This is a genomic window from Savagea serpentis (assembly GCF_015351395.1).
Lineage (GTDB): Bacteria > Bacillota > Bacilli > Bacillales_A > Planococcaceae > Savagea > Savagea serpentis.
The window spans coordinates 353,225-374,767 of record NZ_JADKPV010000001.1 but is presented as its reverse complement, the minus strand read 5'-3'; the positions used below and the strand labels follow the sequence as shown (position 1 = coordinate 374,767).

26 protein-coding genes and 1 other annotated feature are annotated in these 21,543 nt (G+C 41.7%); all 26 genes read right to left on the bottom strand.

The genetic code is table 11. The features are described 5' to 3' along the window. Positions 1–22 precede the first annotated feature (22 nt). A complete protein-coding gene (gene obgE, locus IRY55_RS01895; protein WP_194561561.1) occupies positions 23–1,315 on the bottom strand; it encodes a GTPase ObgE in 1,293 nt (430 codons plus the stop codon). A gap of 117 nt (positions 1,316–1,432) precedes the next feature. Continuing rightward, on the bottom strand, positions 1,433–1,723 hold the full coding sequence (gene rpmA, locus IRY55_RS01890; RefSeq protein ID WP_194561560.1) for a 50S ribosomal protein L27: 291 nt from the start codon (positions 1,721–1,723) through the stop codon (positions 1,433–1,435). Positions 1,724–1,735: 12 nt separating this feature from the next. Further along, a complete protein-coding gene (locus IRY55_RS01885; RefSeq protein WP_194561559.1) occupies positions 1,736–2,062 on the bottom strand; it encodes a ribosomal-processing cysteine protease Prp in 327 nt (108 codons plus the stop codon). After that, positions 2,062–2,370 (bottom strand): 50S ribosomal protein L21, encoded by a 309-nt coding sequence (gene rplU, locus IRY55_RS01880; RefSeq protein WP_194561558.1) that lies wholly within the window; start codon positions 2,368–2,370, stop codon positions 2,062–2,064. Before rplU ends, IRY55_RS01885 begins: the two co-directional genes overlap by 1 nt. Positions 2,371–2,382: 12 nt before the next feature. Further along, positions 2,383–2,459, bottom strand: a sequence feature (ribosomal protein L21 leader region). 56 nt (positions 2,460–2,515) lie between these two features. Further along, entirely contained in the window at positions 2,516–3,490 is a 975-nt protein-coding gene (locus IRY55_RS01875) for a biotin--[acetyl-CoA-carboxylase] ligase (RefSeq protein ID WP_408015113.1), read from the bottom strand. Further along, a complete protein-coding gene (locus IRY55_RS01870; protein WP_194561556.1) occupies positions 3,462–4,628 on the bottom strand; it encodes a CCA tRNA nucleotidyltransferase in 1,167 nt (388 codons plus the stop codon). Before IRY55_RS01870 ends, IRY55_RS01875 begins: the two co-directional genes overlap by 29 nt. Next, complete coding sequence (bshA, locus tag IRY55_RS01865; RefSeq protein WP_194561555.1) at positions 4,621–5,757, bottom strand: N-acetyl-alpha-D-glucosaminyl L-malate synthase BshA; 1,137 nt, start codon at positions 5,755–5,757, stop codon at positions 4,621–4,623. The genes IRY55_RS01870 and bshA overlap by 8 nt, the downstream gene beginning before the upstream one ends. A gap of 16 nt (positions 5,758–5,773) precedes the next feature. Then, complete coding sequence (gene dapB / locus IRY55_RS01860; protein WP_194561554.1) at positions 5,774–6,574, bottom strand: 4-hydroxy-tetrahydrodipicolinate reductase; 801 nt, start codon at positions 6,572–6,574, stop codon at positions 5,774–5,776. Then, positions 6,571–6,909, bottom strand: coding sequence for a nucleotide pyrophosphohydrolase (locus IRY55_RS01855; RefSeq protein ID WP_194561553.1), 339 nt, complete (start codon positions 6,907–6,909; stop codon positions 6,571–6,573). Before IRY55_RS01855 ends, dapB begins: the two co-directional genes overlap by 4 nt. A 47-nt stretch (positions 6,910–6,956) precedes the next feature. Then, positions 6,957–7,625 (bottom strand): zinc metallopeptidase, encoded by a 669-nt coding sequence (locus tag IRY55_RS01850; RefSeq protein ID WP_194561552.1) that lies wholly within the window; start codon positions 7,623–7,625, stop codon positions 6,957–6,959. A gap of 35 nt (positions 7,626–7,660) precedes the next feature. Beyond that, a complete protein-coding gene (lhaT, locus tag IRY55_RS01845) occupies positions 7,661–8,290 on the bottom strand; it encodes a lipoprotein heptaprenylglyceryl N-acetyltransferase LhaT (RefSeq protein ID WP_194561551.1) in 630 nt (209 codons plus the stop codon). A 51-nt stretch (positions 8,291–8,341) separates the two neighbouring features. Continuing rightward, a complete protein-coding gene (locus IRY55_RS01840; protein WP_194561550.1) occupies positions 8,342–9,106 on the bottom strand; it encodes a menaquinol-cytochrome c reductase cytochrome b/c subunit in 765 nt (254 codons plus the stop codon). 70 nt (positions 9,107–9,176) lie between these two features. Continuing rightward, positions 9,177–9,851: a menaquinol-cytochrome c reductase cytochrome b subunit gene (gene qcrB, locus IRY55_RS01835; RefSeq protein ID WP_194561549.1), complete on the bottom strand. Its 675-nt coding sequence runs from the start codon at positions 9,849–9,851 to the stop codon at positions 9,177–9,179. Between the two features lie 24 nt (positions 9,852–9,875). After that, positions 9,876–10,382, bottom strand: a complete 507-nt coding sequence (locus tag IRY55_RS01830; RefSeq protein ID WP_328799601.1) for a ubiquinol-cytochrome c reductase iron-sulfur subunit — start codon at positions 10,380–10,382, stop codon at positions 9,876–9,878. 210 nt (positions 10,383–10,592) lie between these two features. Beyond that, a complete protein-coding gene (locus IRY55_RS01825; protein ID WP_194561547.1) occupies positions 10,593–11,042 on the bottom strand; it encodes a DUF2487 family protein in 450 nt (149 codons plus the stop codon). A gap of 1 nt (position 11,043) precedes the next feature. Continuing rightward, entirely contained in the window at positions 11,044–11,586 is a 543-nt protein-coding gene (locus tag IRY55_RS01820; protein WP_194562360.1) for a YpiB family protein, read from the bottom strand. Further along, positions 11,564–12,820, bottom strand: a complete 1,257-nt coding sequence (locus tag IRY55_RS01815; protein ID WP_194561546.1) for a tetratricopeptide repeat protein — start codon at positions 12,818–12,820, stop codon at positions 11,564–11,566. Before IRY55_RS01815 ends, IRY55_RS01820 begins: the two co-directional genes overlap by 23 nt. A gap of 25 nt (positions 12,821–12,845) precedes the next feature. Then, complete coding sequence (gene aroA / locus IRY55_RS01810) at positions 12,846–14,150, bottom strand: 3-phosphoshikimate 1-carboxyvinyltransferase (RefSeq protein WP_194561545.1); 1,305 nt, start codon at positions 14,148–14,150, stop codon at positions 12,846–12,848. 19 nt (positions 14,151–14,169) lie between these two features. Then, positions 14,170–15,282 carry a prephenate dehydrogenase gene (locus IRY55_RS01805; protein ID WP_194561544.1) on the bottom strand — a complete coding sequence of 371 codons (1,113 nt, stop codon included), beginning with the start codon at positions 15,280–15,282 and terminating at the stop codon, positions 14,170–14,172. Between the two features lie 21 nt (positions 15,283–15,303). Beyond that, complete coding sequence (gene hisC / locus IRY55_RS01800) at positions 15,304–16,386, bottom strand: histidinol-phosphate transaminase (protein ID WP_213086633.1); 1,083 nt, start codon at positions 16,384–16,386, stop codon at positions 15,304–15,306. Next, positions 16,387–16,761 (bottom strand): chorismate mutase, encoded by a 375-nt coding sequence (gene aroH / locus IRY55_RS01795; RefSeq protein ID WP_194561543.1) that lies wholly within the window; start codon positions 16,759–16,761, stop codon positions 16,387–16,389. A gap of 5 nt (positions 16,762–16,766) precedes the next feature. Next, positions 16,767–17,858 (bottom strand): 3-dehydroquinate synthase, encoded by a 1,092-nt coding sequence (gene aroB, locus IRY55_RS01790; protein WP_194561542.1) that lies wholly within the window; start codon positions 17,856–17,858, stop codon positions 16,767–16,769. Between the two features lies 1 nt (position 17,859). After that, positions 17,860–19,041: a chorismate synthase gene (gene aroC, locus IRY55_RS01785; protein WP_194561541.1), complete on the bottom strand. Its 1,182-nt coding sequence runs from the start codon at positions 19,039–19,041 to the stop codon at positions 17,860–17,862. Between the two features lie 166 nt (positions 19,042–19,207). Then, positions 19,208–19,981: a CheR family methyltransferase gene (locus IRY55_RS01780; RefSeq protein WP_194561540.1), complete on the bottom strand. Its 774-nt coding sequence runs from the start codon at positions 19,979–19,981 to the stop codon at positions 19,208–19,210. A gap of 71 nt (positions 19,982–20,052) precedes the next feature. Then, complete coding sequence (gene ndk / locus IRY55_RS01775; RefSeq protein ID WP_194561539.1) at positions 20,053–20,466, bottom strand: nucleoside-diphosphate kinase; 414 nt, start codon at positions 20,464–20,466, stop codon at positions 20,053–20,055. Between the two features lie 81 nt (positions 20,467–20,547). Beyond that, complete coding sequence (locus IRY55_RS01770; protein WP_194561538.1) at positions 20,548–21,522, bottom strand: polyprenyl synthetase family protein; 975 nt, start codon at positions 21,520–21,522, stop codon at positions 20,548–20,550. Positions 21,523–21,543 lie beyond the last annotated feature (21 nt).

The following is a 21,543-nucleotide window of genomic DNA, read 5'->3' as shown; positions in this document are numbered from 1 at the left end:
CCCCTTTCTGAATGTCGATTGATCATTCAATAAATTCAAATTCAAAATCTAAAATACGAACGATATCTCCATCTTCGGCTCCGCGTTCTCGCAATGCATCATCTACACCGAGTGCGCGCATTTGACGCGCGAATTTACGCACCGATTGATCGAAGTTGAAATCGGTCATTTTGAACATGCGCTCAATCGTATAGCCTGATAAAACATAAGCGCCATCATCATCACGACTGATTACGAAGTCTTCCACATCGCCTTCATAGCGATAAAGAACCGATTCATTTTCTTCATCTTGTCCGATTTCATAAAGTGGGAATTCTTCTGTCACTTCAAGTAAATCAGCAATTGCAAAGAGTAATTCATTCACACCTGTTCGGGTCAATGCTGATAGTGGAACGATACGAATCGTTTCATCATCGAGCTTTTGTTTAAATTTCGCTAAATTTTCTTCCGAATCAGGCATATCCATTTTATTCGCGACGATAATTTGCGGACGTTCCAACAAGCGTAAATTGTACGCTTCTAATTCCGCATTAATCGTGTTGTAATCTTCATATGGATCACGACCTTCTAAACCTGACATATCGATGACATGCACGATGACACGTGTCCGCTCAATGTGGCGCAAAAACTGATGCCCTAAGCCGACTCCTTCATGCGCTCCTTCAATTAAACCAGGTAAATCTGCCATGACGAAGTTACGATGGTCTTCTGTTTCAACTAAACCTAAGTTCGGTACGAGTGTCGTAAAGTGATAATCCGCAATTTTCGGTTTCGCACGTGATACGACGGACAGCAATGTGGATTTCCCTACGCTTGGAAATCCAACTAGACCGACGTCTGCTAACACTTTTAATTCAAGTGTTACATTTAATTCTTCTCCCGGTTCCCCTTTTTCAGAAAGTTCAGGTGCTGTATTTTGTGAGGTTGCAAAACGACTATTCCCACGTCCTCCGCGCCCCCCTTTTGCAATAATAGCACGTTGTCCATGTTCCACGAGGTCCGCGATGACTGTGCCTGTCTCTGCATTTTTAACGACTGTTCCCGGAGGTACCGGGATGATCATATCTTCTCCGGCTCTTCCATGTTTATTTTTACTGCCTCCATGTTCTCCACGGGGCGCTTTAAAATGTCTTTGATAACGGAAATCCATCAAGGTACGTAACCCCTCGTCCACTTCGAAAACGACATTCGCTCCTAAGCCACCGTCGCCTCCTGCTGGTCCTCCATATGGGACGTACTTCTCTCGACGGAATGCCACCATTCCATCTCCACCATCTCCACCTTTAACGAATACGGTAACGTGATCGACAAACATTGCGTTCGCCTCCTTCTGTCCGTCACAAATAGACGGATGTATTTACTAATCAATAGTATACCACTACATGACCTATTTTTGTCGAGAAAAAAAGAGCTGCGATGTGCAGCTCTTTCATTACGCTTCCTGTGCTACAGGATAAACGCTAACTTTTTTCTTGTCGCGACCAAGACGTTCGAAACGAACGACTCCGTCTACTTTAGCGAAAAGTGTATCGTCGCCACCACGGCCAACGTTTTCACCTGGATGAATTTTAGTACCGCGTTGACGGTATAAAATTGAACCACCTGTTACGAATTGTCCATCCGCGCGTTTTGCGCCAAGACGTTTTGATTCTGAGTCACGACCGTTCTTAGTAGAACCGACTCCTTTTTTAGATGCGAAGAACTGAAGATCTAAACGTAACATTCGTGCCACCTCCTACCTACTTTGAGATATTTTTATATGTTCGTGATAATCTGTTTCAATGGTTTGCAAAGCGATAATCATCGCTTCGATGATTGTCTGAACACGCTCATCTTCAGCAGTCTTCGGAAATGATACTTTAAGGTATCCGCCCTCGCGACCTTGTTCGATAATTGGTTCGACTTTCGTTAACGCATAAACCGCATTGACTGCACCGAACGATACAGCTGAAGCTCCTGCACAAACTAAGTCTTTCCCATGTTCAGCATAATCGGCATGTCCACTCATTTCAAAAGATGTAATGCGATCAAATTCATCACGCTCAATGATTACAGAAATCATTATGCGTTAATTCCTTCGATAACTACTTTTGTATATGGTTGACGGTGACCTTGTTTACGGCTGTAGTTTTTCTTCGGCTTATATTTGTAAACCGTAAGTTTTTTAGCGCGGCCTTGTTTTACGATTTTCGCTGTAACAGAAGCACCTTCTACGTATGGAGCACCAACTTTAACATTGTCTCCACCTACGAATAATACTTTGTCAAACGTGATCGTTTCATCAGCTTCACCGTTTAATTTCTCGATGTAAACTTCTTGACCTTGTTCTACTTTAACTTGTTTTCCACCAGTTTCAATGATTGCGTACATAATTGCACCTCCTCTTATACTCAGACTCGCCTTATTAGGTGTTCTTTCGACACTTCTTCAAACCTAATGAAGTGCGGTTGTAGCACGGGTGCTACAAACAGTAACATAAAGATATTACCACCTATATGACCTTACGTCAATGCTTTTAATCAAATTCAATATCTGCAGAATAAATCGAGCGAATTGAACCATCTCGAAGCTTCAATTGCAATAAGCCATTTTCGCTAATACCCACCGCTTCCCCACGCAATGTTTCGTTCACCATACGCGCAGTTAACTGCTTTCCGATTGTGACAGAATAGCTTTCCCATAGCATTTTAATCGGAGAAAAGCCATGTGCTTCATACATATGAACATATTTTTCTAGTTGGTTCATGAGTTCACCAATAATTTCTGTGCGCTCCCATTTATTACCTGATTCAATACGTAAAGAAGTCGCAATCGATGTAATTTCGTCTTCGAAATCAGTGATTTGCTGATTGACGTTCATCCCGATTCCGATGATGACCGCTTGAATGCGATCCGGATCCGCTTGCAATTCCGTTAAAATACCTGTGATTTTTTTGCCATTTAATAAAATATCGTTCGGCCATTTAATTTGTGCTTCTAATCCAGTTACTTCTTTTAATGTCTGAATGATCGCTACAGCCGTCACTAAGGTAAGTTGAGGAGCTTGTTCAATTGATAAATGAGGGCGCGCGATCAAACTCATCCAAATCCCTTTTCCATGTGCAGAGTACCACGTGCGCGCTAAGCGACCGCGCCCTCCTGTTTGACTATCTGCGATGACGAGCGTGCCATTCGGAACTTCTTGTTGCGCCTCATCATGAGCAATTTTTTGTGTCGACTCGACCTCATCTAAAATAATTAAATTTCGGCCGTATTGTTCCGTTTTTAAATACGGGGTAATATGCGCTTCGTGTAAAACATCAGGGCTATCATGTAAAACATATCCTTTTTTGCGGATTGACTCGATGGAATATCCTTCTTCCTCGAGTTCTTTGACACATTTCCAAATGGCCGTGCGACTCACTTCTAATTCATCAGCAATATCTTGACCAGAAATCGCTTTACCGTTTGCGCCTAGCAGTTTATTTAATACATAGTCTTTCGTAGACATGTTCATTCACCCACTCTATAATTTCTTCCGTGTCATTGGAGACTTTTTGTAAAACGACAGCTCGTTCAATCTCTTCAAGAAGTTGTCCAATATTTTTACCGCGACAATTAGGATAATATTGCTTCACATCTCTTCCATCAAAAGCAAGATCACGTTTCGATTGGATAGGCAATCGCTCTTTCATTTGTCGCAATTCACTTTCAGTTTCACAACGTGCATTTACACGGCGAACGAATAACAATTCATCCAATGAATAACAGTAAACAATCCACGGAGTCCATTCTTGCTCTTGTAACAATGTTAAATAGCGAGCAATCGCTTCCCGTTCTTTTTTGGAAAGTTTATAGGCACGTGCTAATTCTGTGCTTGCTAACTGATGACATTGCGCCCAAAGAACCCAACCTTCAATCGGTTGTTCGACGTATTCAAATGACTCTAAAGTAATCTCTTCTTTTGTTTCAGGTAAATAATGATGCAAACCTGTCTCATATAAAATCCGAAGCGCCTGAACGAGATAATCCCCTCGAAACATTTTATCGAACTCTTGTTTAATACGCTCTACGGCGAGATGAGAAAGGAGCGATGCATGCTTTTTCATCGCTCGTTGCGTCTCACTTTCAATCGTAAAGCCTAATGTACTGACGAAGCGGACAGCTCGAATGATGCGCAAAGCATCTTCTTCAAAACGTTCATCTGCCTGTCCGACTGCCTGAATCGTTCGCTTTTCAATATGAAACAACCCATTAAATGGATCGATCCATCGCCCTTCATGATTGATTGCCATCGCATTCATCGTAAAATCACGACGCTTCAAATCTTCATGTAAAGAACGTACAAAGGTGACTTTATCTGGGCGACGATAATCTGAATACGTCGATTCAGAACGGTATGTCGTCACTTCTAACTGTTCTTCTCCCACTAACACGATGATTGTCCCATGTTCTTTACCGACATCGATTGTACGACGAAATAAAGCCTCAATCTCTTCCGGTGTAGCAGCCGTAGCGATATCGATATCTTTCGGTGTCAAGCCAAGCGCAATGTCACGTACAGCCCCACCAACGTATACCGCTTCATGTCCAGCTTCAAGCAATCGTTCCATGACAAAACGGCTACCTTCTGTCTCCCATTTAAACATGCTTTGTCACCTTCTCATACAACGCTTCGTATTGATCGACAATATGTTCACAGTTAAATTTCGTCCGTGCTGTGTCCAAAGCTTCTTGTGAAAATTGCTCATATTGAGTAGGCTCTAATAACTGTAAAGCATATTGAGCGACTCGTTCCGGTTCATCGAGTTCAACGAGGTAGCCATTTTTTCCATCCATGACAACTTCCGGAATCCCTCCAATATTCGTCGCAACGACGGGTAAGCCACAAGCAAACGCCTCTAAAATAACGAGCCCGAACGCTTCTTTGTTTGATAAATGCAACATAACATCAGACGCATTTAATAAATCATTCGTATCTTGCCGCTTTCCTGTAAATGTTACTGAAGAAGTAATTTGTAATTTTTCCACATAATGCTCCATCGCTTTTCGTTCTGGTCCATCACCGACGAGTAATAAATGGGCGTTCTTCTGTTTTAAAATACATGCGAAACTATCTACAATATAATCAATTCGCTTCACTTCACGAAAATTAGAAATATGAATGTAGACAGGTTGCTCGGGGGGAATATTAAATTCCTTACGGATATTCGGACGTCTTTTACGATTGACATAGTAGATAGACTCGTCGATAAAATTATAAATCGTTTCAATTGAAGCATCTGGCTGAATGAGCTCATATGTCTCTTCTTTTAAACCATCCGATACAGCCGTCGTGATCGTAGAACGTTCAATTCCGTAGCGAACAGTATCTTTTAAGCTCTCTTTCGCACCTAAAATTGTCACATCTGTTCCGTGCAATGTCGTAATGATTGGGATATCACTTTTTGCCATATCACGACCGAGCGCTGCGGCAATTGCGTGGGGCATCGCATAATGCACATGTAATAAATCTAGCTTCTCCTGTACGATTACTTGTGATATTTTATTCGCTAATGCAATATCGTAAGGAGGATATTGAAATACTGCATAATCTTCAATTTTCACTGGGTGAAATTGCAATTGCTCCGTCAACTCCGTTAATCGAAATGGTTGTTCGGATGCGATGAAGTGCATCGTATGTCCGCGACTCGCCATTTTCTTTCCTAATTCAGTCGCGACTACGCCTGAACCTCCTACAGTAGGATAACAAATCACTCCTACGTTCAATCGTTTCATCTCACTTCACCTCAGTTTAATCTTGTAACAAAATTTGCTCCAACCCGTAAACGAATTGATCTACCTCTAATACGCGTTCGACCGATAGTACGATGCCTTGCTTGAAACTCTCTCGGTCGAATGAGTCATGACGAATCGTCAACAATTCGCCCGCGCTACCGAATAACACTTGCTGATGCGCAAGCAAACCGTGCAGGCGGACACTATGGATTTTCATTCCTTCGATATCTGCACCGCGCGCTCCTTTTAAATCTTCCACTTCGCCAAGAGCCCCTTGTGTATGTGGTTCACGCACTTCTTGAATTAACTGCGCGGTCTTCGTTGCCGTTCCGCTTGGTGCATCGACTTTTTGATTGTGGTGCATTTCGATAATTTCAATATCTGGCATAAACTTCGCAGCCATTTGTGAAAACTTCATCATCAATACCGCGCCAATTGAGAAGTTCGGTGCGATGATGACATTTTTATTATATTGTTCGGCTTGTGCTCGAATTTGATCGAGTGACGCTTCCGTTAAACCACTCGTCCCTACGACGATATGTAATTGATGTTTTAGCGCTTCCATCACATTTTCAAACACAACATTCGGTCGAGTCACATCAAAAAAGACATCCGGTGTCGTTTCTTGTACGAGTTGATCCATCGACGAATAGAATGGTATACCTCCTGTTTCTACAACATCTGCTCCATCAAATTGTTTGCCTTCATGTTTGTAATCATATGCTGCGACTACTTCCATTCCTTCTGTCGCTTGAATGGCTTCAAATGCTGTCTTTCCCATTCTTCCCCGAATTCCTGCAATCACTACTTTAATCATTTGACATCCCCCTTTTTCGTCCAACGGTCCGCATCGCGTGTTGCAAATTTATTCATGACGCGTCCTAGCGCCATATCTAAATTAATTTGTTCGCGATTGGCTAAACAAATAATAACGAATAATAAGTCACCGATTTCTTCTTCTAATGAGCGAATCGCCTCGGTATCTTTTTTCTTTTTTGTGCCATACATATGTTGAATTTCGCGAGCTAATTCACCGAGCTCTTCTTGCAAACGCGCAAGTAATTCCATCGGTGGAAAATACCCTTCTTCAAATTGTGAAATATAAACATCTACGGCATCTTGCATTTCTTCCATCGTCCGTGTCACAGTCATTCCTCCTTAGAAAAAAAGTCCGCCCATTTCGGACGGACTCCCAATTGTTAGTCTCGATTTGTTGCGATTAAAACGAGACGAGCTAGTTCTAATACAGCAACTGCTGCTGCTGCAACATATGTCATTGCCGCTGCACTTAACACTTTTTTCGCATGGGGCTCTTCTTCTTGCCCGATAATACCAAGCTGAACGACTTGATCCATCGCTCGATTCGAAGCGTCGAACTCCACCGGTAAGGTGATGAGCTGGAAAATTACTCCGATACTCATCATAACAATTCCTACCCATAGTAAAGAATTCATGCTTGAGAAGAATAATCCCATCATAATGAAAATCCATGATGCATTGCTCGTTAAATTAACAGCTGGCACCATTTTATGACGGAATACTAAAAACTTATATGCTTCCGCATCTTGAATCGCATGTCCTACTTCGTGTGCCGCTACTGCAGTACCTGCGACAGATGGTTCATCGTAGTTTTGTGGTGAAAGTGCAACCACTTTCGTCATCGGATTGTAATGGTCTGATAAAAAACCTTCATGTCGCACAACTTTCACATTGTACAATCCGTTTTCATCTAAAATTCGTCTTGCCACTTGCGCTCCGGTCATACCTGAAGTTGAACGTACTTTTGAATATTTATTGTACGTTGATTTCACTTTCATTTGAGCATAAATCGGCAACGCTAATATGGCGATAAAGTAAATCCAAAACATAAGGCGTGTACCTCCTATTCTTCTATATTATTATTTTATCTTGTGACCGTTGAATTCGCAACTTTTTCAGCTGTTTTATGCTCGCCATTTTTATGCCAAATGATGAAGGCAATCGCAATCGATACAATGGATAACCAAAATGTGAAATAACCAATTTGCGAACTATATTTCATAATGTCGTAATAAACAGGCATTTGGCCGAAAACATAATCAATCACATCATTATGCAATGTCCAAATCGCTGCAATAATGATATGAGTGATGCCGTATGAATAGTTGCGTGCATAAAGGAGGGCTTGAATCGCCATCGCGCCGTGTGAAGCAACAAGCATCCAACCAGTCCAATGTAAATAACCCGTCTCCCAATACGTGAGCAAGTTCATCACGACTGCCCACACACCGTACTTAAACAAAGTGACCACTGCGAGCGCTTCCATTAATTTAAAAGGCTTGCGCAAAATCCATCCAAGAATCGCAATCGTAAAAAATAAACTGGCAGTCGGACTATCTGGGACGAATAACCAGAAAAGAGGTTCCGTCTTTTCCAATTGCGGCATATACCAAATGTATCCATAAATTGTTCCAAATAAATTTATATACAATAAGACATGTAGAAAAGGACGTGAAAATAAAACGAGGCGAATCCATTGAATAACTGTCATCATTCGTTCTCCTTAAACAAAAAAAGATGCTAGAACCCTAGCATCTTTTTGAAATTATTGATTTAAGCTTTCGATAAATTCAGCTAAAACTTCAAGTTCTTCGTCTGAACCATCGAATAATCCAGGTGACATGTCACCACGTCCGTTAATGACGATATCTTTAATCTCGTCAACTGTAAGACCGTTATTGACGAGCGGATCTCCTAAACCACCTTGGAATGAGTCACCGTGACAGCCGATACATGACGCACCAGCGTAAATTTGGTAACCTTCAGAGTTTTCGTCGAATTCAACTTCTTCAACGATTGCTCCTTGACGTGCTGCCGCTTCCCAGTCGTGGTTAACAACTGACTCCCATGTTAAATAGAAGATTGAAGCGAATGCGAGTAACATAAATGCCGTTGGTAATGGACGTTTTGATGGACGACGCTCTTTTGTCGTATCCATAAATGGTACGAGCATGAGTGCTCCAATCGCAAGTCCTGGCATGATGATAGCCCCTACTACGTTCCATGGACCTGAAGCAAATTCATATTTAAGCAATTGATACATAAATAAGAAATACCAGTCTGGAACAGGGATATATGCTGTATCCGTCGGGTCCGCTTGACGCTCAAGTGGTGACGGATGTGCAACTGTAAGGATTAAATAACCGATGAGGAATACAGCTCCAACCATCCATTCTTTAAGTAAGAAGTTTGGCCAGAACGCTTCCGTTTTTCCTGGATATTCCGAGTAATCTTTCGGCATGTTGACCATACGGCCTTCTGCTTTAATACGAGAATCTCCAACGAATTTCATACCTTTTCCGCGTTGCATGTTGTCCCCTCCTTATAAATAATGTCAGAATTTTTTTGATGCGTTTGTAAAATTATACTTCAAGTAAATCCTATAGAGGACCTGAAATACCTTGTCTTCTGATCATGATAAAGTGAGCTGCGAGTAATCCAAGCAAAGCAGCTGGTAAGAAGAATACATGAATCGCGAAGAAACGTGTCAATGTTTGAGCACCTAAAATTACATCATCTCCAGCGAGGAGAATTTTAATTTGATCTCCGATAAATGGAACCGAACCTGCAATCTCAATCCCTACTTTCGTAGCGAAGAGAGCTTTCATATCCCATGGGAGTAAATAACCTGTGAAACCTAAACCGAGCATCGTTACGAAGATTAATACTCCGACGATCCAGTTAAGCTCACGTGGTTTCTTGTATGAACCTGTAAAGAATACACGTAATGTATGTAGGAACATCATCACGATAACAAGTGACGCTCCCCAGTGGTGCATACCGCGCACAATTTCACCGAATGCAACTTCATTTTGAAGGTAGTAAACAGATTTCCAAGCGTTCTCGATATCTGGTGTATAGTACATCGTTAAGAACATACCTGATAAGATCTGAATTACCGTAACGAAAAACGTTAATCCTCCGAAACAATAAATAAATGCAGAAAAATGATGTGCAGGGTTTACGTGCTCAGGTACTTCGTGGTCAGCAATGTCACGCCAAATTGGTGTGATATCTAACCGTTCATCAACCCAATCATAAATTTTGTTTAGCACTGCGGTCGTACCCCCTAACTTAAATTATACTAATTGATTTTCTACTACTTTTCCTAAGTATACGAAACCGTCTACGACTTCAACTTCATATTGATCAAGTGGACCAAGTGGTGGCGTTCCCGCTACGTTTTGACCATTTTTCTCATAAAGTCCATCGTGACAAGGACAGAAGAATCGGTTTGGATTCTTGTCGTCCCCTTCCCAGTTTACTGTACAACCTAAGTGTTTACATGTAGGATGCAAAGCGATAATTTCATCACCTTGTTTGTAAACCCAAGCTGAATCAGCAACGTCTGATACGTACCAAGCGTCTTTTCGATCTTTGATGACAAAGTCGACTTTAACAGGCTCTTCTGTTAAAGCATCCGCTTTTTGCGATGTCGGAATTAACTCTCCATCTGCTGAAGGTTGCAATACTGGATCGATTGCGAAACGAACCATCGGCATTAACATTGCAGAAGCCATAAATCCGCCCGTACCCATAAGCGTATAGCTTAAAAATTGGCGTCTTGACACTTTACTGCTCATCAATTTCCCTCCTCTTACTTGAATCAGTCCAACGGACATATTTTCTCTAATTGTAATACTAGGACATATCTATGATATATCAATCTTTCATGAAATTCAATCACACTTTAAAATCGTTTTTTCTTTCTGTGAACAAATTTCAAATTTTGGACATATTCATTCTCTTTTTTGTTACAAGAATGGAACATTTTTGTTTTCATTTCGTTACTCACTTTATTTCGTCCACTTTTCAGTGAAGATGGGCAGTACTTGTTGCAATTGATCTTCCATAATTTTCTGCTTTAAATTTGGATCCATACTCTCGATTGGAATTGACGGCAACCAAATCACTTGACCTGCTCCTAACTGCAAAGTAGCTAAAGATGGGTCTGTCGTCATGAAAAACGTGTGTTTAAAAGATGACGATTCAAAATCTGACGCGATCGTTTCAACAATTTGCGCTGCATCAAAACTTGGCGTATATGCGACAGGAGGGGTAAACATCATGCGCCCTTTAAATTGCGCTTCTAAAAACTTCGCTAAATACATTAAGAAATCTGAGCTTGAAGCGCTCGCCTTCATTTTTTCAGCCTCTGTTTCAATTTTCACGAGTGGAATGACGAGTGTGTCAATATACTCTTTTTGTTGAATGTATACATCGACTTCTTGCGCGTTCCAATTCATATTAATCGTCTCCTTTTAAACGAGTGTATTGTTTTTGTAACATCATAAAACGTTCAGGATTATTTTGATCTAAACTTTCGTCAATCAATCGTAATAAGCGCTGTTCATTTTGTTGTTTCTCCAAAGAGCGTAACATTTCTTCGGAAATCGTTCGATTATAATTTTGTTCTTCTTTACTTTTTAATCCATACTCCTCTTCATACACAGCCGCATACGCTAAATCCCATTCGCGTTCTGGGAATCGGCACTCGATATAAAGAGGCGCATCTTCCAATAGTCGCAAGTTATGAAAAGCTCTTTCCACTTCTGCTGTAACAAGTTTATTTTTACGATAGAGAAAAGGAGCGATTGTCGATTCGACTTCAATAATTGCTGTATGAGCATATCCTGTCTCATCCAATGTAAAATGGATACGCTCCAAATGGCCAAGTGGAGAAAGTAAATAATTTAAAAACCAGATGACTTCTTTCGGTTGATTTGGATAACTTTTTAAAAACTGAGTGATAAATTGACGTTTCGCATCATTCGTAACGGTCGATATCATCTTCTAAAGCCATCCTTTCTAAAAAGTCTGACCACGTTGGATCTTCGGTTAATGTTAACAATTTTTGAGCGAAAGGAATCGCTTCATGTGTTCTACCTTCTTCCACTAAGAAAGAGGCGTAACGATGTAAATAATCGACATCCGTTTCTAAATCTTTTGCGATTGAAGCGTATATATTTCCAGCTTCCTCATAATACTCTAACGCTGCATAAGCATTGGCTAAATAAAAATCGAGAAGCGGTGTGTTATTTTCAAAAGTGGATAAGAGCTCAACAATCGACTCATGACGCCCTTCGTATTCGTAGAGTGAAGCGAGATTTAAACGCGCCTCTAAATGTTCAGGGTCAAGCGCGAGTACTTCTTCAAAATGTTTGATGGCTCCATCGCGATTTCCGAGTTTAATCGCCATTTTTCCTGCTGCTAAATAAAGCCCTTTTTCAAAACGATCACGCGTTAGCCCGCGCTCGAATACTTCATATGCCTCTTTATTTCGTTCAAGTTGCGCATATGTTTGTCCGAGCAATGTATACGCCGCGTAGTAATCAGGATCAAGTTCAATTGTTCGCTGTAACGGGGAAATCGCTCGTTCGTACTGTTCCGTTTGAAATAAAGCATGCGCAAACGCAAATTGGGTTGCTGGCAACTCTTCTACTGCTAACAAACGTTCGAAATAAGGAAGCGCTTCTTCGTACGCCGCTCCTTCACTCAATGTCATCGCTATGCGGCTAAGTAAAGTCGCCTCATCAAAGTCACTCTCTTTCGAATGAAGTAACTTTTCATAAAGACGAATCGCTTCACGATATTTGCCCAATTGGCTTAACAGTTCTGCATATCCGTATTGAACAATCGGTTCATGAGGAAGTAATTCATATGCTGTTTCCATTTTTTGAAGCGCTAATTCCAACATGCCGTTCGATTCATAGTAATCTGCCAAAGTTAATAAAGCTTGTACATATTCTTCATCGGCTTCTGAGACATGCTCTAACAATTCGAGCGCGACTTCATCTTCACCCAATTCAAAGCGCATCGACGCCTCATCGACAAATAATTGTGCTTCATGCGGAAAATGAGCACGCATCGCTTGGAAAATAGACGCTGCCCGCTCAAAAAATCCATATTGGATGAGCGCCTCAGACGCCTCGTATAATTCATCGAAACGCCCTTGTTGCTCTTTCTCTTCTAACCATTGATCAACTTTTTCAAATTCGCCGTCAATCAACCATTGTTCTATCATTTATGCGTCACCCACTTTCATCCTCTCATTGTAACGAAGATTGGGTAACTTTATCAAGATGTTTGAAAAATTGCGGATAAGAAATCGCAATACACGCTGTATCTTTCACTTCAATCGGCCCATCGGCAACGAGTGCGGCAATCGCGCCCATCATTCCGATGCGATGATCTCCATAAGAATCGATGACGCCACCTCGAAGCGACGTCGGACCATGAATAATCATGCCATCTTCTAACTCTTCAATGTTCGCACCGAGTGCGTTCAATTGTGAAGCGACCGCTGTAATACGGTCCGTTTCTTTCACACGGAGTTCAGAAGCGTTGCGAATAATTGTCTTACCAGATGCTTGAGTCGCAAGTAATGCGATAATCGGTAATTCATCAATCAATCTCGGCATGAGCGCTTCATCTTCAATCGTTGTGCCCATTAATTGAGATGCGGTGATGATGAGATCTCCGTAAGGCTCTCCGACAGAAGTAGAACGATTGATGATTTCTACCCTTCCTCCCATCGCTTCTACGACGTCTAAAATGCCTGTGCGCGTTTCATTAAGCCCTACTTTTTTCAATGTCATTGTCCCTGCTTTTGCAATTAATGCTGCAACGATGAAAAAGGCAGCTGATGAAATATCCCCTGGTACAACAACATGTGTTGCTTCACCACGTTGCCCCCCTTTTATCGAAACAGTTAAATCTCGCTCTTCAATTTGAAAGTTGAACTGCTCCAGCATGCGTTCTGTATGGTCGCGCGTTTTCGACAATTCATGCACAACGGTCGTTCCTGATGCTTGCAAACCGGCAAATAAAATGGCTGATTTCACCTGAGCACTCGCAACTGGTGGCGTATATTCTATCGGGCGTAATGCTCTTCCTTGAACGGTGAGAGGTAAAACGAGCTCTTCTCGCTCAGACATAATGTGGGCTCCCATATTATGCAATGGTAAAACGACTCGGTCCATTGGTCGTTTCGATAAATATTGGTCACCTATAATTGTCGCAGTGATAGGTGAGCCCGCTAAAATCCCGAGCAATAAACGCGCAGTCGTCCCTGAATTTCCACAATCGAGCGGAACTTTAGGCGACTGCCATTTTTGAATGCCTTCACTTTCAATGATGACATCCGTCCCCGCAATCTCTATCTTTACTCCGAGCTCTCGGAAAATTTGAGCGGTATTTAAACAGTCTTCTCCAGTCAAAAAGTTTTCCGCTGTCGTCTTTCCCGTTACGATTGAACCGAGCATAATCGCGCGGTGAGAAATTGATTTATCCCCGGGTATGACAATTTCTCCATCAACTTTTACATCTTGCAAATGTATCGTTTTCGTCTCCATTCATTCCGCCACCTTTCGACTAAATAATGTGCATGCTATAATCCGTCTCTTCTTCCAATACTTCACGAGCTTTGCGACGATCGTCTGTATTTTGGAAACTGACGACTAAAATTCCGTACACGTCCGTTCTCGTTTCGACGATACGAATATTCGTAATACTAATTTCATGATCCGCAAGCACTTTCGTAATTTCCGCAATCGACCCCGGATGGTCTGGGATATCAATATGCAAATCGAAAGTCATATACAGTGCACCTTGAGTAGCCCCAGCAAAGGTTGAAGGCAAACCGTCGCGCACTTTTTTAGACCGATTAAAGAAAGTTAAAATTTCTTCCCCGTCCGCTCGTTCAATCATGTCCCGGACATTTTCCATCGATGTCATCCAATACTCCACTTGTCTGAGCAATTCGGAGCGATTTTGCAATGTAATATCACGCCACATTTTCGGATCTGCGGATGCGATGCGTGTCAAATCTCGAAATCCACCAGCTGCTAATTTCGCAACGAACGGTTCTTCTTCTTTTTCCTCTGCTAAACGATCGACAAGACTCGATGCGATGACATGTGGAAAATGGCTCACCATCGCGGTCATCCGATCATGTTTATATGCGTCAAGTACGACGACTTTCGCCTTTGTTGGCTGTAAAAGCTCACGCAATGTTTCAATACCCATCTTTTGTTTATCATCATAAGGGGTCAAGACGTAATATGCGTTCTCAAATAGTAATTCTTTTGCCGCTGCGATTCCGCTTTTATGAGATCCCGCCATCGGGTGCCCACCGATAAATGTAACTCCTTGTTCAACTAATGGAGTTGCCGCTTCCATAATGGGAACTTTCGTGCTGCCAGTATCCGTAACAATCACACCGTCACGAAATGTCCAATGCTCCGCTTCTCGTAAGAGCTTCACAGTCGTATTGACCGGTGTAGCGAATATGACAATATCCGCACGCTCTATCGCATAGCGTACGCTCGGCGCAATTTCATCGATAATAGAACGGCGATATGCCTCATCCGTCGTTTGATAACGACGATCAAAACCGATGACGTGAATATTTTCGTTTCTTTGGAGAGCTAAGCTTAACGAACCTCCAATTAAGCCTAACCCGATCATTGCTACTGTTATTGTCATAATCCCTCTACCACTTTCGATTTATAAAAGTTGTTTGAACGCTTCAAAAAATTGATCGTTCTGTTGTTCTGTTCCAATCGTCACCCGCATATACCCTGGAGTTCCGAGTAAGTTTCCGCTACGTACAATCACACCGCGCTTCATCAATTCATCTGCAAGTTCATTCGCATCTCGCTTCGTCTCGATTAATACGAAATTCGTTTCAGATGGATAAATATTTAATCCTTGTTCTTTTGCGAACGTATAGAAGCGTTCACGCTGTTCTGCGTTTAATTTTCTACTTTTTTGTAAAAACTCTTCATCTTCCACTGCAATTTTTGCGATCGTATGTGCCATCGTATTGTTGTTAAACGGATTGCGCACTTTATTGAACTGTTCAATCATGCTCGGATGTCCGATTCCATACCCAACACGAATACTTGCGAGTCCATATGCTTTTGAAAATGTACGTAAAATGAGGATATTCTCATACTTCGGCAACCACTCGAGTGAGTCGACATGGTCTTCTGCCATAATGTATTCAAAATACGCTTCGTCTAACACGATCAAAATATCGCTCGGTACTTCTTCGATAAATGCTTCGAGTTCTGCGCTATTTAACACATTTCCCGTCGGATTGTTCGGGTTACAAATCCAAATGATTGATGTATTGTCCTGTATTGCTTGCAAAAATTCTTCATAGTCGTGATGACCATCTTTTAATGGAATTTCCGTAAATGTTGCCCCTTCTACTTTCGCATTGTGAACATATTGTGGAAATGTCGGTGTCGCCATTAAAACATGTTTTGTTTCATCTAGCATCGAGCGCGAAATAATCGAAATTAATTCATCACTCCCATTACCGATGATCAGTTGTTCTGGCGCTATGCCATTTTTATTCGCAAGGGTTTCTTTTAATGTCGTTGCATTCGCATCAGGGTATAATTGCAATAACTGAGCTTCTGAACGTAACCATTCTGCTACTTTCGGCGAATAACCGTATGGGTTTTCATTAGAAGCAAGCTTAATCACTTCCGTTAAACCGTATTCTTTTTTCGTCTCTTCTATCGGTTTACCCGGCTTATATGGTTGCATCGTATCGAGCACTTTTTTGTAAGGAATCATTTATTTGTCCTCCTTCACTAAATCTGGACGGAGACGAACGGCTTCATTTTGATAAATATGTTCCATCTCACGCTGCGTTTTATTTGTATTGACGTGCATCATGAGTCGAATGCACTTTTGAATCGCGCCGGGCACATCCATTTCATGTGTGCACATAACAGGTACATACGCCCAACCTTCTATCGAGCGAATCGCACGTGCAGGGAAAACAGAATTCACATCCGGCGTCGTTGAAACGATGACCGATGCGATATCTTCTATCTCTATATCATTTTGTTCCACCATTTCAATAATTAATGCTTCTGTCGCCTGTAAGACGAGCTCTTCGCGATCTTCTTCTACCGTGGTCGCTCCACGGATTGCTCTCGTTACCATTCCATTCACCCCTCGATTAATTGACGCATCTCCTCGAACACTTCTCGACATAACGACTCATCCACTGTCATAACATTCGGATGACCGATCTTCTCTAAAATGACGAAGTGCAATGTACCGAACGATGCTTTTTTATCTTTTTGCATAAATTGATACAATGTTTCAAATGAATATTCGAAAATAGAATCAAATAAATAGCCTTGTTGTTTTGCAAATTGAATAAACTTCTTCGCTTCTCCCTGTTGTAAAGTGGACGCTTTTTCACTTAAAAGTAAGGCATACGCCATACCAATCATGACGCATTCACCGTGACTGAGCGTACCGAAGTTCGTCGCCGCTTCAATCGCATGTCCGAACGTATGACCAAAATTTAAAAACTTACGACTTCCATGCTCAAACGTATCTTCTTCAACGATTTTTGCTTTGACCGAAACACCTTTCAGCAGCTGTTCTTCCAACGTATCGAAGGCTGGCTGAACAAATTGTTCATCTTGCAACAGTTGCTCTGTCCACGTTGCATCTGAAATGTACGCATGTTTAATTAGCTCTGCCATACCTGAGCGCCATTCTCTTTCTGGTAATGTTTCAAATATATTCAAATCGAAAATGACCGCTTCTGGTTGATGAAAAGCACCGACCATGTTTTTTCCTTCTGGCATGTTGATCGCGGTTTTCCCACCGACTGCACTATCATGGGCCAGTACCGTTGTCGGCAATTGGATAAAACGAATCCCTCGCATAAAGGTCGCTGCGATAAATCCTGTTAAATCACCGACCGCTCCTCCTCCAAAGGCAAACAATAAAGAATTGCGTGTAAACCCTTTTTGCAGCAAAAAAGATTGTGCACGTCCGTACACGTCTAATGTTTTACACGCTTCACCTTTCGGAACGATGAATGTATGCACTTCATTGTGCAACTGTTCAAATCGTTTCAACTGTTCTGAATACAGTGTATGCACTGTTTCATCGACAATAATTCCGATGCGATCTGTCGTTTTTAATAAAGGGGCATATTCCGTAGCTAAACGTTCGTATCCATTCGGCTCAATGACGACATCATATGTCTTGTTTGGCAATTGAATTGTTAAGACGCCCATATTAAAACTCCTTCGCTTTCGCACGCATCGCATTTACTTGCGCTGCTAGTTCTCCAATCGTATCTGAATGATACTGTTCCACGATTGCTTTCGCGATTTCTGTTGCGATAACATTTTCTGCTACGACGCTCGCTGCCGGAACGGCACAAGGATCACTTCGCTCAATCGTTGCGACGAATGGCTCTTTCGTATCGATATCGACACTTTCTAACGGTTTGTAAAGAGTCGGAATCGGCTTCATCACTCCGCGTACAACGATCGGCATCCCTGTCGTCATACCGCCTTCTAAACCACCGAGTCGATTTGATTTACGGTAGTATCCACGCTCTTCGCTCCATGCGATCTCATCGTGTACTTCGCTCCCCCAACGCTTCGCCATTTCGAATCCGATGCCGAATTCCACTCCTTTGAATGCGTTAATACTCATCATCGCTTGCGCTAATTTACCGTCCATTTTGCGATCGTAATGAACGTAGCTACCGAGTCCTGCTGGAACGCCTGTAATGACAACTTCTACGACGCCACCTAATGTATCACCGCGCTCTTTTGCTTCGTCGATTGCCTGCATCATTTTTTCAGCTGCTGCATCGTCCGCGCAGTATACAGGGCTCGCTTCTACTTTTTCTCGAAGTTCCTCTACTGATAAGTTTTCATACGTCGTGCGGTCTGCTACAATGCCACCAATTTCAGTTACATGTGCGATTGTTTGAATATCGAGTTCTTTTAATAATTGCATCGCCACGGCACCGATTGCAACACGCATCGTCGTTTCACGTGCACTCGAGCGCTCGAGGACGTTGCGAAGATCGCGGTGGCTATATTTAATTCCGCCCACAAGGTCAGCATGTCCTGGACGCGGACGTGTAATTTGACGTTTAATGTCTTCAGGGTTCATATCTTCCGCTAACGGTTCAATCCCCATCACTTTCGTCCAATGTTTCCAATCATCGTTCGTCACCGTGAGGGCAACGGGAGAACCTAATGTTTTGCCATGGCGTACACCTGCTGAAATTTCCACTAAGTCTTTTTCAATTTGCATACGGCGTCCACGACCGTATCCTCCTTGACGACGTTTTAATTGTTTATCGATCATCTCACTCGTTATTGTCATTTGAGCGGGTAAACCTTCTATAATTGCTGTTAATTTCGGACCATGTGATTCTCCTGCTGTAAAAAAGCGCATAATTTTTCCCCTTTCTATCCGCATTACTTTAGCAAGTTAATGCGTTAAAACTAAATATAATTAGTAGTATACCATTTTTCAAAGGTGAGGAAATGCCTAAATGACAATTCCCTCTTTTTATATGAAAATAGACTGCTTCTGGCATATGCCTTATGCAGTCTATTTATTATTTTACTTTTTGATAGAAAAATGTATCGACGACTTCAAAACCGTATTGCTCAGGATTAAAAATTTGCTCCGTACTTCCTACAAACAAAATACCACCAATTTTTAATGCTTTTGAAAAGTTATGATAAATTTGATCTTTCGCTTCTTCAGTGAAATAGATCATCACGTTACGGCAAACGATTAAATCATGATTCGGTTCGTAACGGTCTTCTAATAAATTATGTTGACGGAATGTAACCGTACGTTTAATTTCATCGACAACTTGATAATGAGTACCTTCTTTGATGAAGTAACGATCGACGATGTCCTTCGGAACCTCTTTAATGGAACGCGCACCGTACAATCCAACTTTTGCTTGCTCAATCACTCCTTTATCCAAATCCGTTGCTTGAATGGAAATATCGCGTAGCGGAATATGATTTGATAAAACCATCGCTAATGAATAAGGCTCTTCTCCTGTTGAACATGCTGCACTCCAAATTTTTAAACGTTTATTTTTTTCAAGTAACTGTGGGAAGATTTTATCTTGCAATACTTTCCAACGTTGCGCGTTGCGGTAAAATTCAGAAACATTAATCGTCATTCGGTCTAAAAATTCATCTAATAAAGCCGAATCCCGATCAATCGCTTCAAAGTATTCCGTAAAATTACGGTACCCCCTCTTCTCATAAAGGGAAGTAAGGCGTCGCTTCATTTGCGCTTCTTTATAAAGAGAAAGGTCGATACGTGTTTTTCTTTTGACCTTCTCGATAAACTGTTCATAATCTGACATGGATGAAACCTGCCTTTCAGTATGTAAAAACAGCCTCACGGAATCCGTGAGACTGTATAAGATATTCGTTATTAAACGAGCTCTTCTTCTTTGAAGAATAAGCCGATTTCACGTTCAGCAGATTCAGGTGAGTCTGAACCGTGAATGATGTTTTCACCAACAGTAATTGCGTAGTCTCCACGCACTGTTCCTGGTGTCGCTTCAGCAGGGTTTGTAGCACCCATCATGAAACGTGCAGTTGAGATGACATTTTCGCCTTCCCAAACCATCGCGAATACTGGACCGGATGTGATGAATTCTACGAGTTCTCCGAAGAATGGACGCTCTTTATGCTCGCCGTAGTGCTCTTGTGCAAGTTCAGGTGAAATTTGCATTAATTTCGCACCTACTAATTTATAACCTTTTTTCTCAAAACGGCTAACGATTTCTCCAATTAAGTTACGCTTAACACCGTCTGGTTTAACCATTAAAAATGTTTTTTCCATGTGTAACACTCCATTTCATCAATATGTAAAAACCCAACAATTATCGTACCACTGTAAGCCTTTTGTTTCAACTGTTATCCATCAATATTTACGCTGACCGATGAAGTGAGCAATTTGATAAAAGGCATCTTTTGCGCGCCCCTCTTCCAAAGGTTCGATTTCGTCCATCGCTTTTTGTAAATAGCGATCGCTCATTTGTTGTGCGTATTCAATCGCTCCGCTTTGGCGAATGTATTGCAACATATTTTTACGCTCTTCTTCGGTTAACGTTTCATCGAACGCAGCATTCATATAACCAACGAATTTCTCATCTTGAAGCAAATAAAGAGTCGGTAGTGTTAAATGACCATTTAACAAGTCGCTGCCTGCTGGTTTTCCTAATTTCGCATCTGTAGAGACGATATCTAAAATGTCATCGACAATTTGGAAAGCCATCCCTGCGAAATAACCGAAACGTGTGAGACGACGAATATTCTCTTCAGAAGTGCCAGAAACGCGTGCCCCAAGTTCACAGCTCGTTGAGAGTAAGAGTGCTGTTTTACGTTTAATACGTCGCAAATAATCTCGTAAATTTTGATCAACTCGACGTTGATCATGCATTTGAATGATTTCACCTTTACAAATATCGAGCATCGTCTGCGCTAATGTTTCATGCATTTGTTGATTGCTGATTGCACTCATCGTTTCCAAAGCACGGGCAAACATGAAATCGCCTGTGTACATCGCCACTCGATTATCATAGCGCGCTTTTACTGTTTTTAATCCACGACGCATATCCGAATCATCGATGACATCGTCATGTACGAGCGACGCCATATGAATTAATTCTAGAGCGACCGCTACACGTGCGACATTCTCTTCTTCATACGTTCCAAACTGAGCGCTCAAAATGACAAAAATCGGACGAATTCGTTTGCCACCTGCTTTTAGTAAGTGCATCGACGCATCTTGAATAACAGGGGAAGAAGAACGTACCGAGCGCTCCAATTGTTTTTCTATCAATTGTAAATCTTTTCGAAAGTCTCGATAAAGAGACATCATTTGTAATTTATTCAAGGTATTCCCTTCCCTATTCAC

What these genes read in the sequence shown, in the direction of transcription:
- ndk (WP_194561539.1), bottom strand. Translation starts at nt 20,466, where the DNA reads ATGGAAAAAACATTTTTAATGGTTAAACCAGACGGTGTTAAGCGTAAC.
- IRY55_RS01825 (WP_194561547.1), bottom strand. Translation starts at nt 11,042, where the DNA reads ATGAATTGGAACGCGCAAGAAGTCGATGTATACATTCAACAAAAAGAG.
- IRY55_RS01870 (WP_194561556.1), bottom strand. Translation starts at nt 4,628, where the DNA reads ATGTTTAAATGGGAGACAGAAGGTAGCCGTTTTGTCATGGAACGATTG.
- IRY55_RS01805 (WP_194561544.1), bottom strand. Translation starts at nt 15,282, where the DNA reads ATGACAATAACAGTAGCAATGATCGGGTTAGGCTTAATTGGAGGTTCG.
- lhaT (WP_194561551.1), bottom strand. Translation starts at nt 8,290, where the DNA reads ATGATGACAGTTATTCAATGGATTCGCCTCGTTTTATTTTCACGTCCT.
- IRY55_RS01820 (WP_194562360.1), bottom strand. Translation starts at nt 11,586, where the DNA reads ATGATATCGACCGTTACGAATGATGCGAAACGTCAATTTATCACTCAG.
- aroC (WP_194561541.1), bottom strand. Translation starts at nt 19,041, where the DNA reads ATGCGCTTTTTTACAGCAGGAGAATCACATGGTCCGAAATTAACAGCA.
- aroA (WP_194561545.1), bottom strand. Translation starts at nt 14,150, where the DNA reads ATGGAGACGAAAACGATACATTTGCAAGATGTAAAAGTTGATGGAGAA.
- IRY55_RS01815 (WP_194561546.1), bottom strand. Translation starts at nt 12,820, where the DNA reads ATGATAGAACAATGGTTGATTGACGGCGAATTTGAAAAAGTTGATCAA.
- IRY55_RS01885 (WP_194561559.1), bottom strand. Translation starts at nt 2,062, where the DNA reads ATGATTTCTGTAATCATTGAGCGTGATGAATTTGATCGCATTACATCT.
- hisC (WP_213086633.1), bottom strand. Translation starts at nt 16,386, where the DNA reads ATGATTCCTTACAAAAAAGTGCTCGATACGATGCAACCATATAAGCCG.
- IRY55_RS01855 (WP_194561553.1), bottom strand. Translation starts at nt 6,909, where the DNA reads ATGACTGTGACACGGACGATGGAAGAAATGCAAGATGCCGTAGATGTT.
- rpmA (WP_194561560.1), bottom strand. Translation starts at nt 1,723, where the DNA reads ATGTTACGTTTAGATCTTCAGTTCTTCGCATCTAAAAAAGGAGTCGGT.
- rplU (WP_194561558.1), bottom strand. Translation starts at nt 2,370, where the DNA reads ATGTACGCAATCATTGAAACTGGTGGAAAACAAGTTAAAGTAGAACAA.
- IRY55_RS01840 (WP_194561550.1), bottom strand. Translation starts at nt 9,106, where the DNA reads ATGCAACGCGGAAAAGGTATGAAATTCGTTGGAGATTCTCGTATTAAA.
- bshA (WP_194561555.1), bottom strand. Translation starts at nt 5,757, where the DNA reads ATGAAACGATTGAACGTAGGAGTGATTTGTTATCCTACTGTAGGAGGT.
- IRY55_RS01875 (WP_408015113.1), bottom strand. Translation starts at nt 3,490, where the DNA reads ATGTCTACGAAAGACTATGTATTAAATAAACTGCTAGGCGCAAACGGT.
- aroH (WP_194561543.1), bottom strand. Translation starts at nt 16,761, where the DNA reads ATGGTAACGAGAGCAATCCGTGGAGCGACCACGGTAGAAGAAGATCGC.
- IRY55_RS01780 (WP_194561540.1), bottom strand. Translation starts at nt 19,981, where the DNA reads ATGTCAGATTATGAACAGTTTATCGAGAAGGTCAAAAGAAAAACACGT.
- IRY55_RS01850 (WP_194561552.1), bottom strand. Translation starts at nt 7,625, where the DNA reads ATGTTTTGGATTTACTTTATCGCCATATTAGCGTTGCCGATTTATGCT.
- obgE (WP_194561561.1), bottom strand. Translation starts at nt 1,315, where the DNA reads ATGTTTGTCGATCACGTTACCGTATTCGTTAAAGGTGGAGATGGTGGA.
- aroB (WP_194561542.1), bottom strand. Translation starts at nt 17,858, where the DNA reads ATGGGCGTCTTAACAATTCAATTGCCAAACAAGACATATGATGTCGTC.
- dapB (WP_194561554.1), bottom strand. Translation starts at nt 6,574, where the DNA reads ATGATTAAAGTAGTGATTGCAGGAATTCGGGGAAGAATGGGAAAGACA.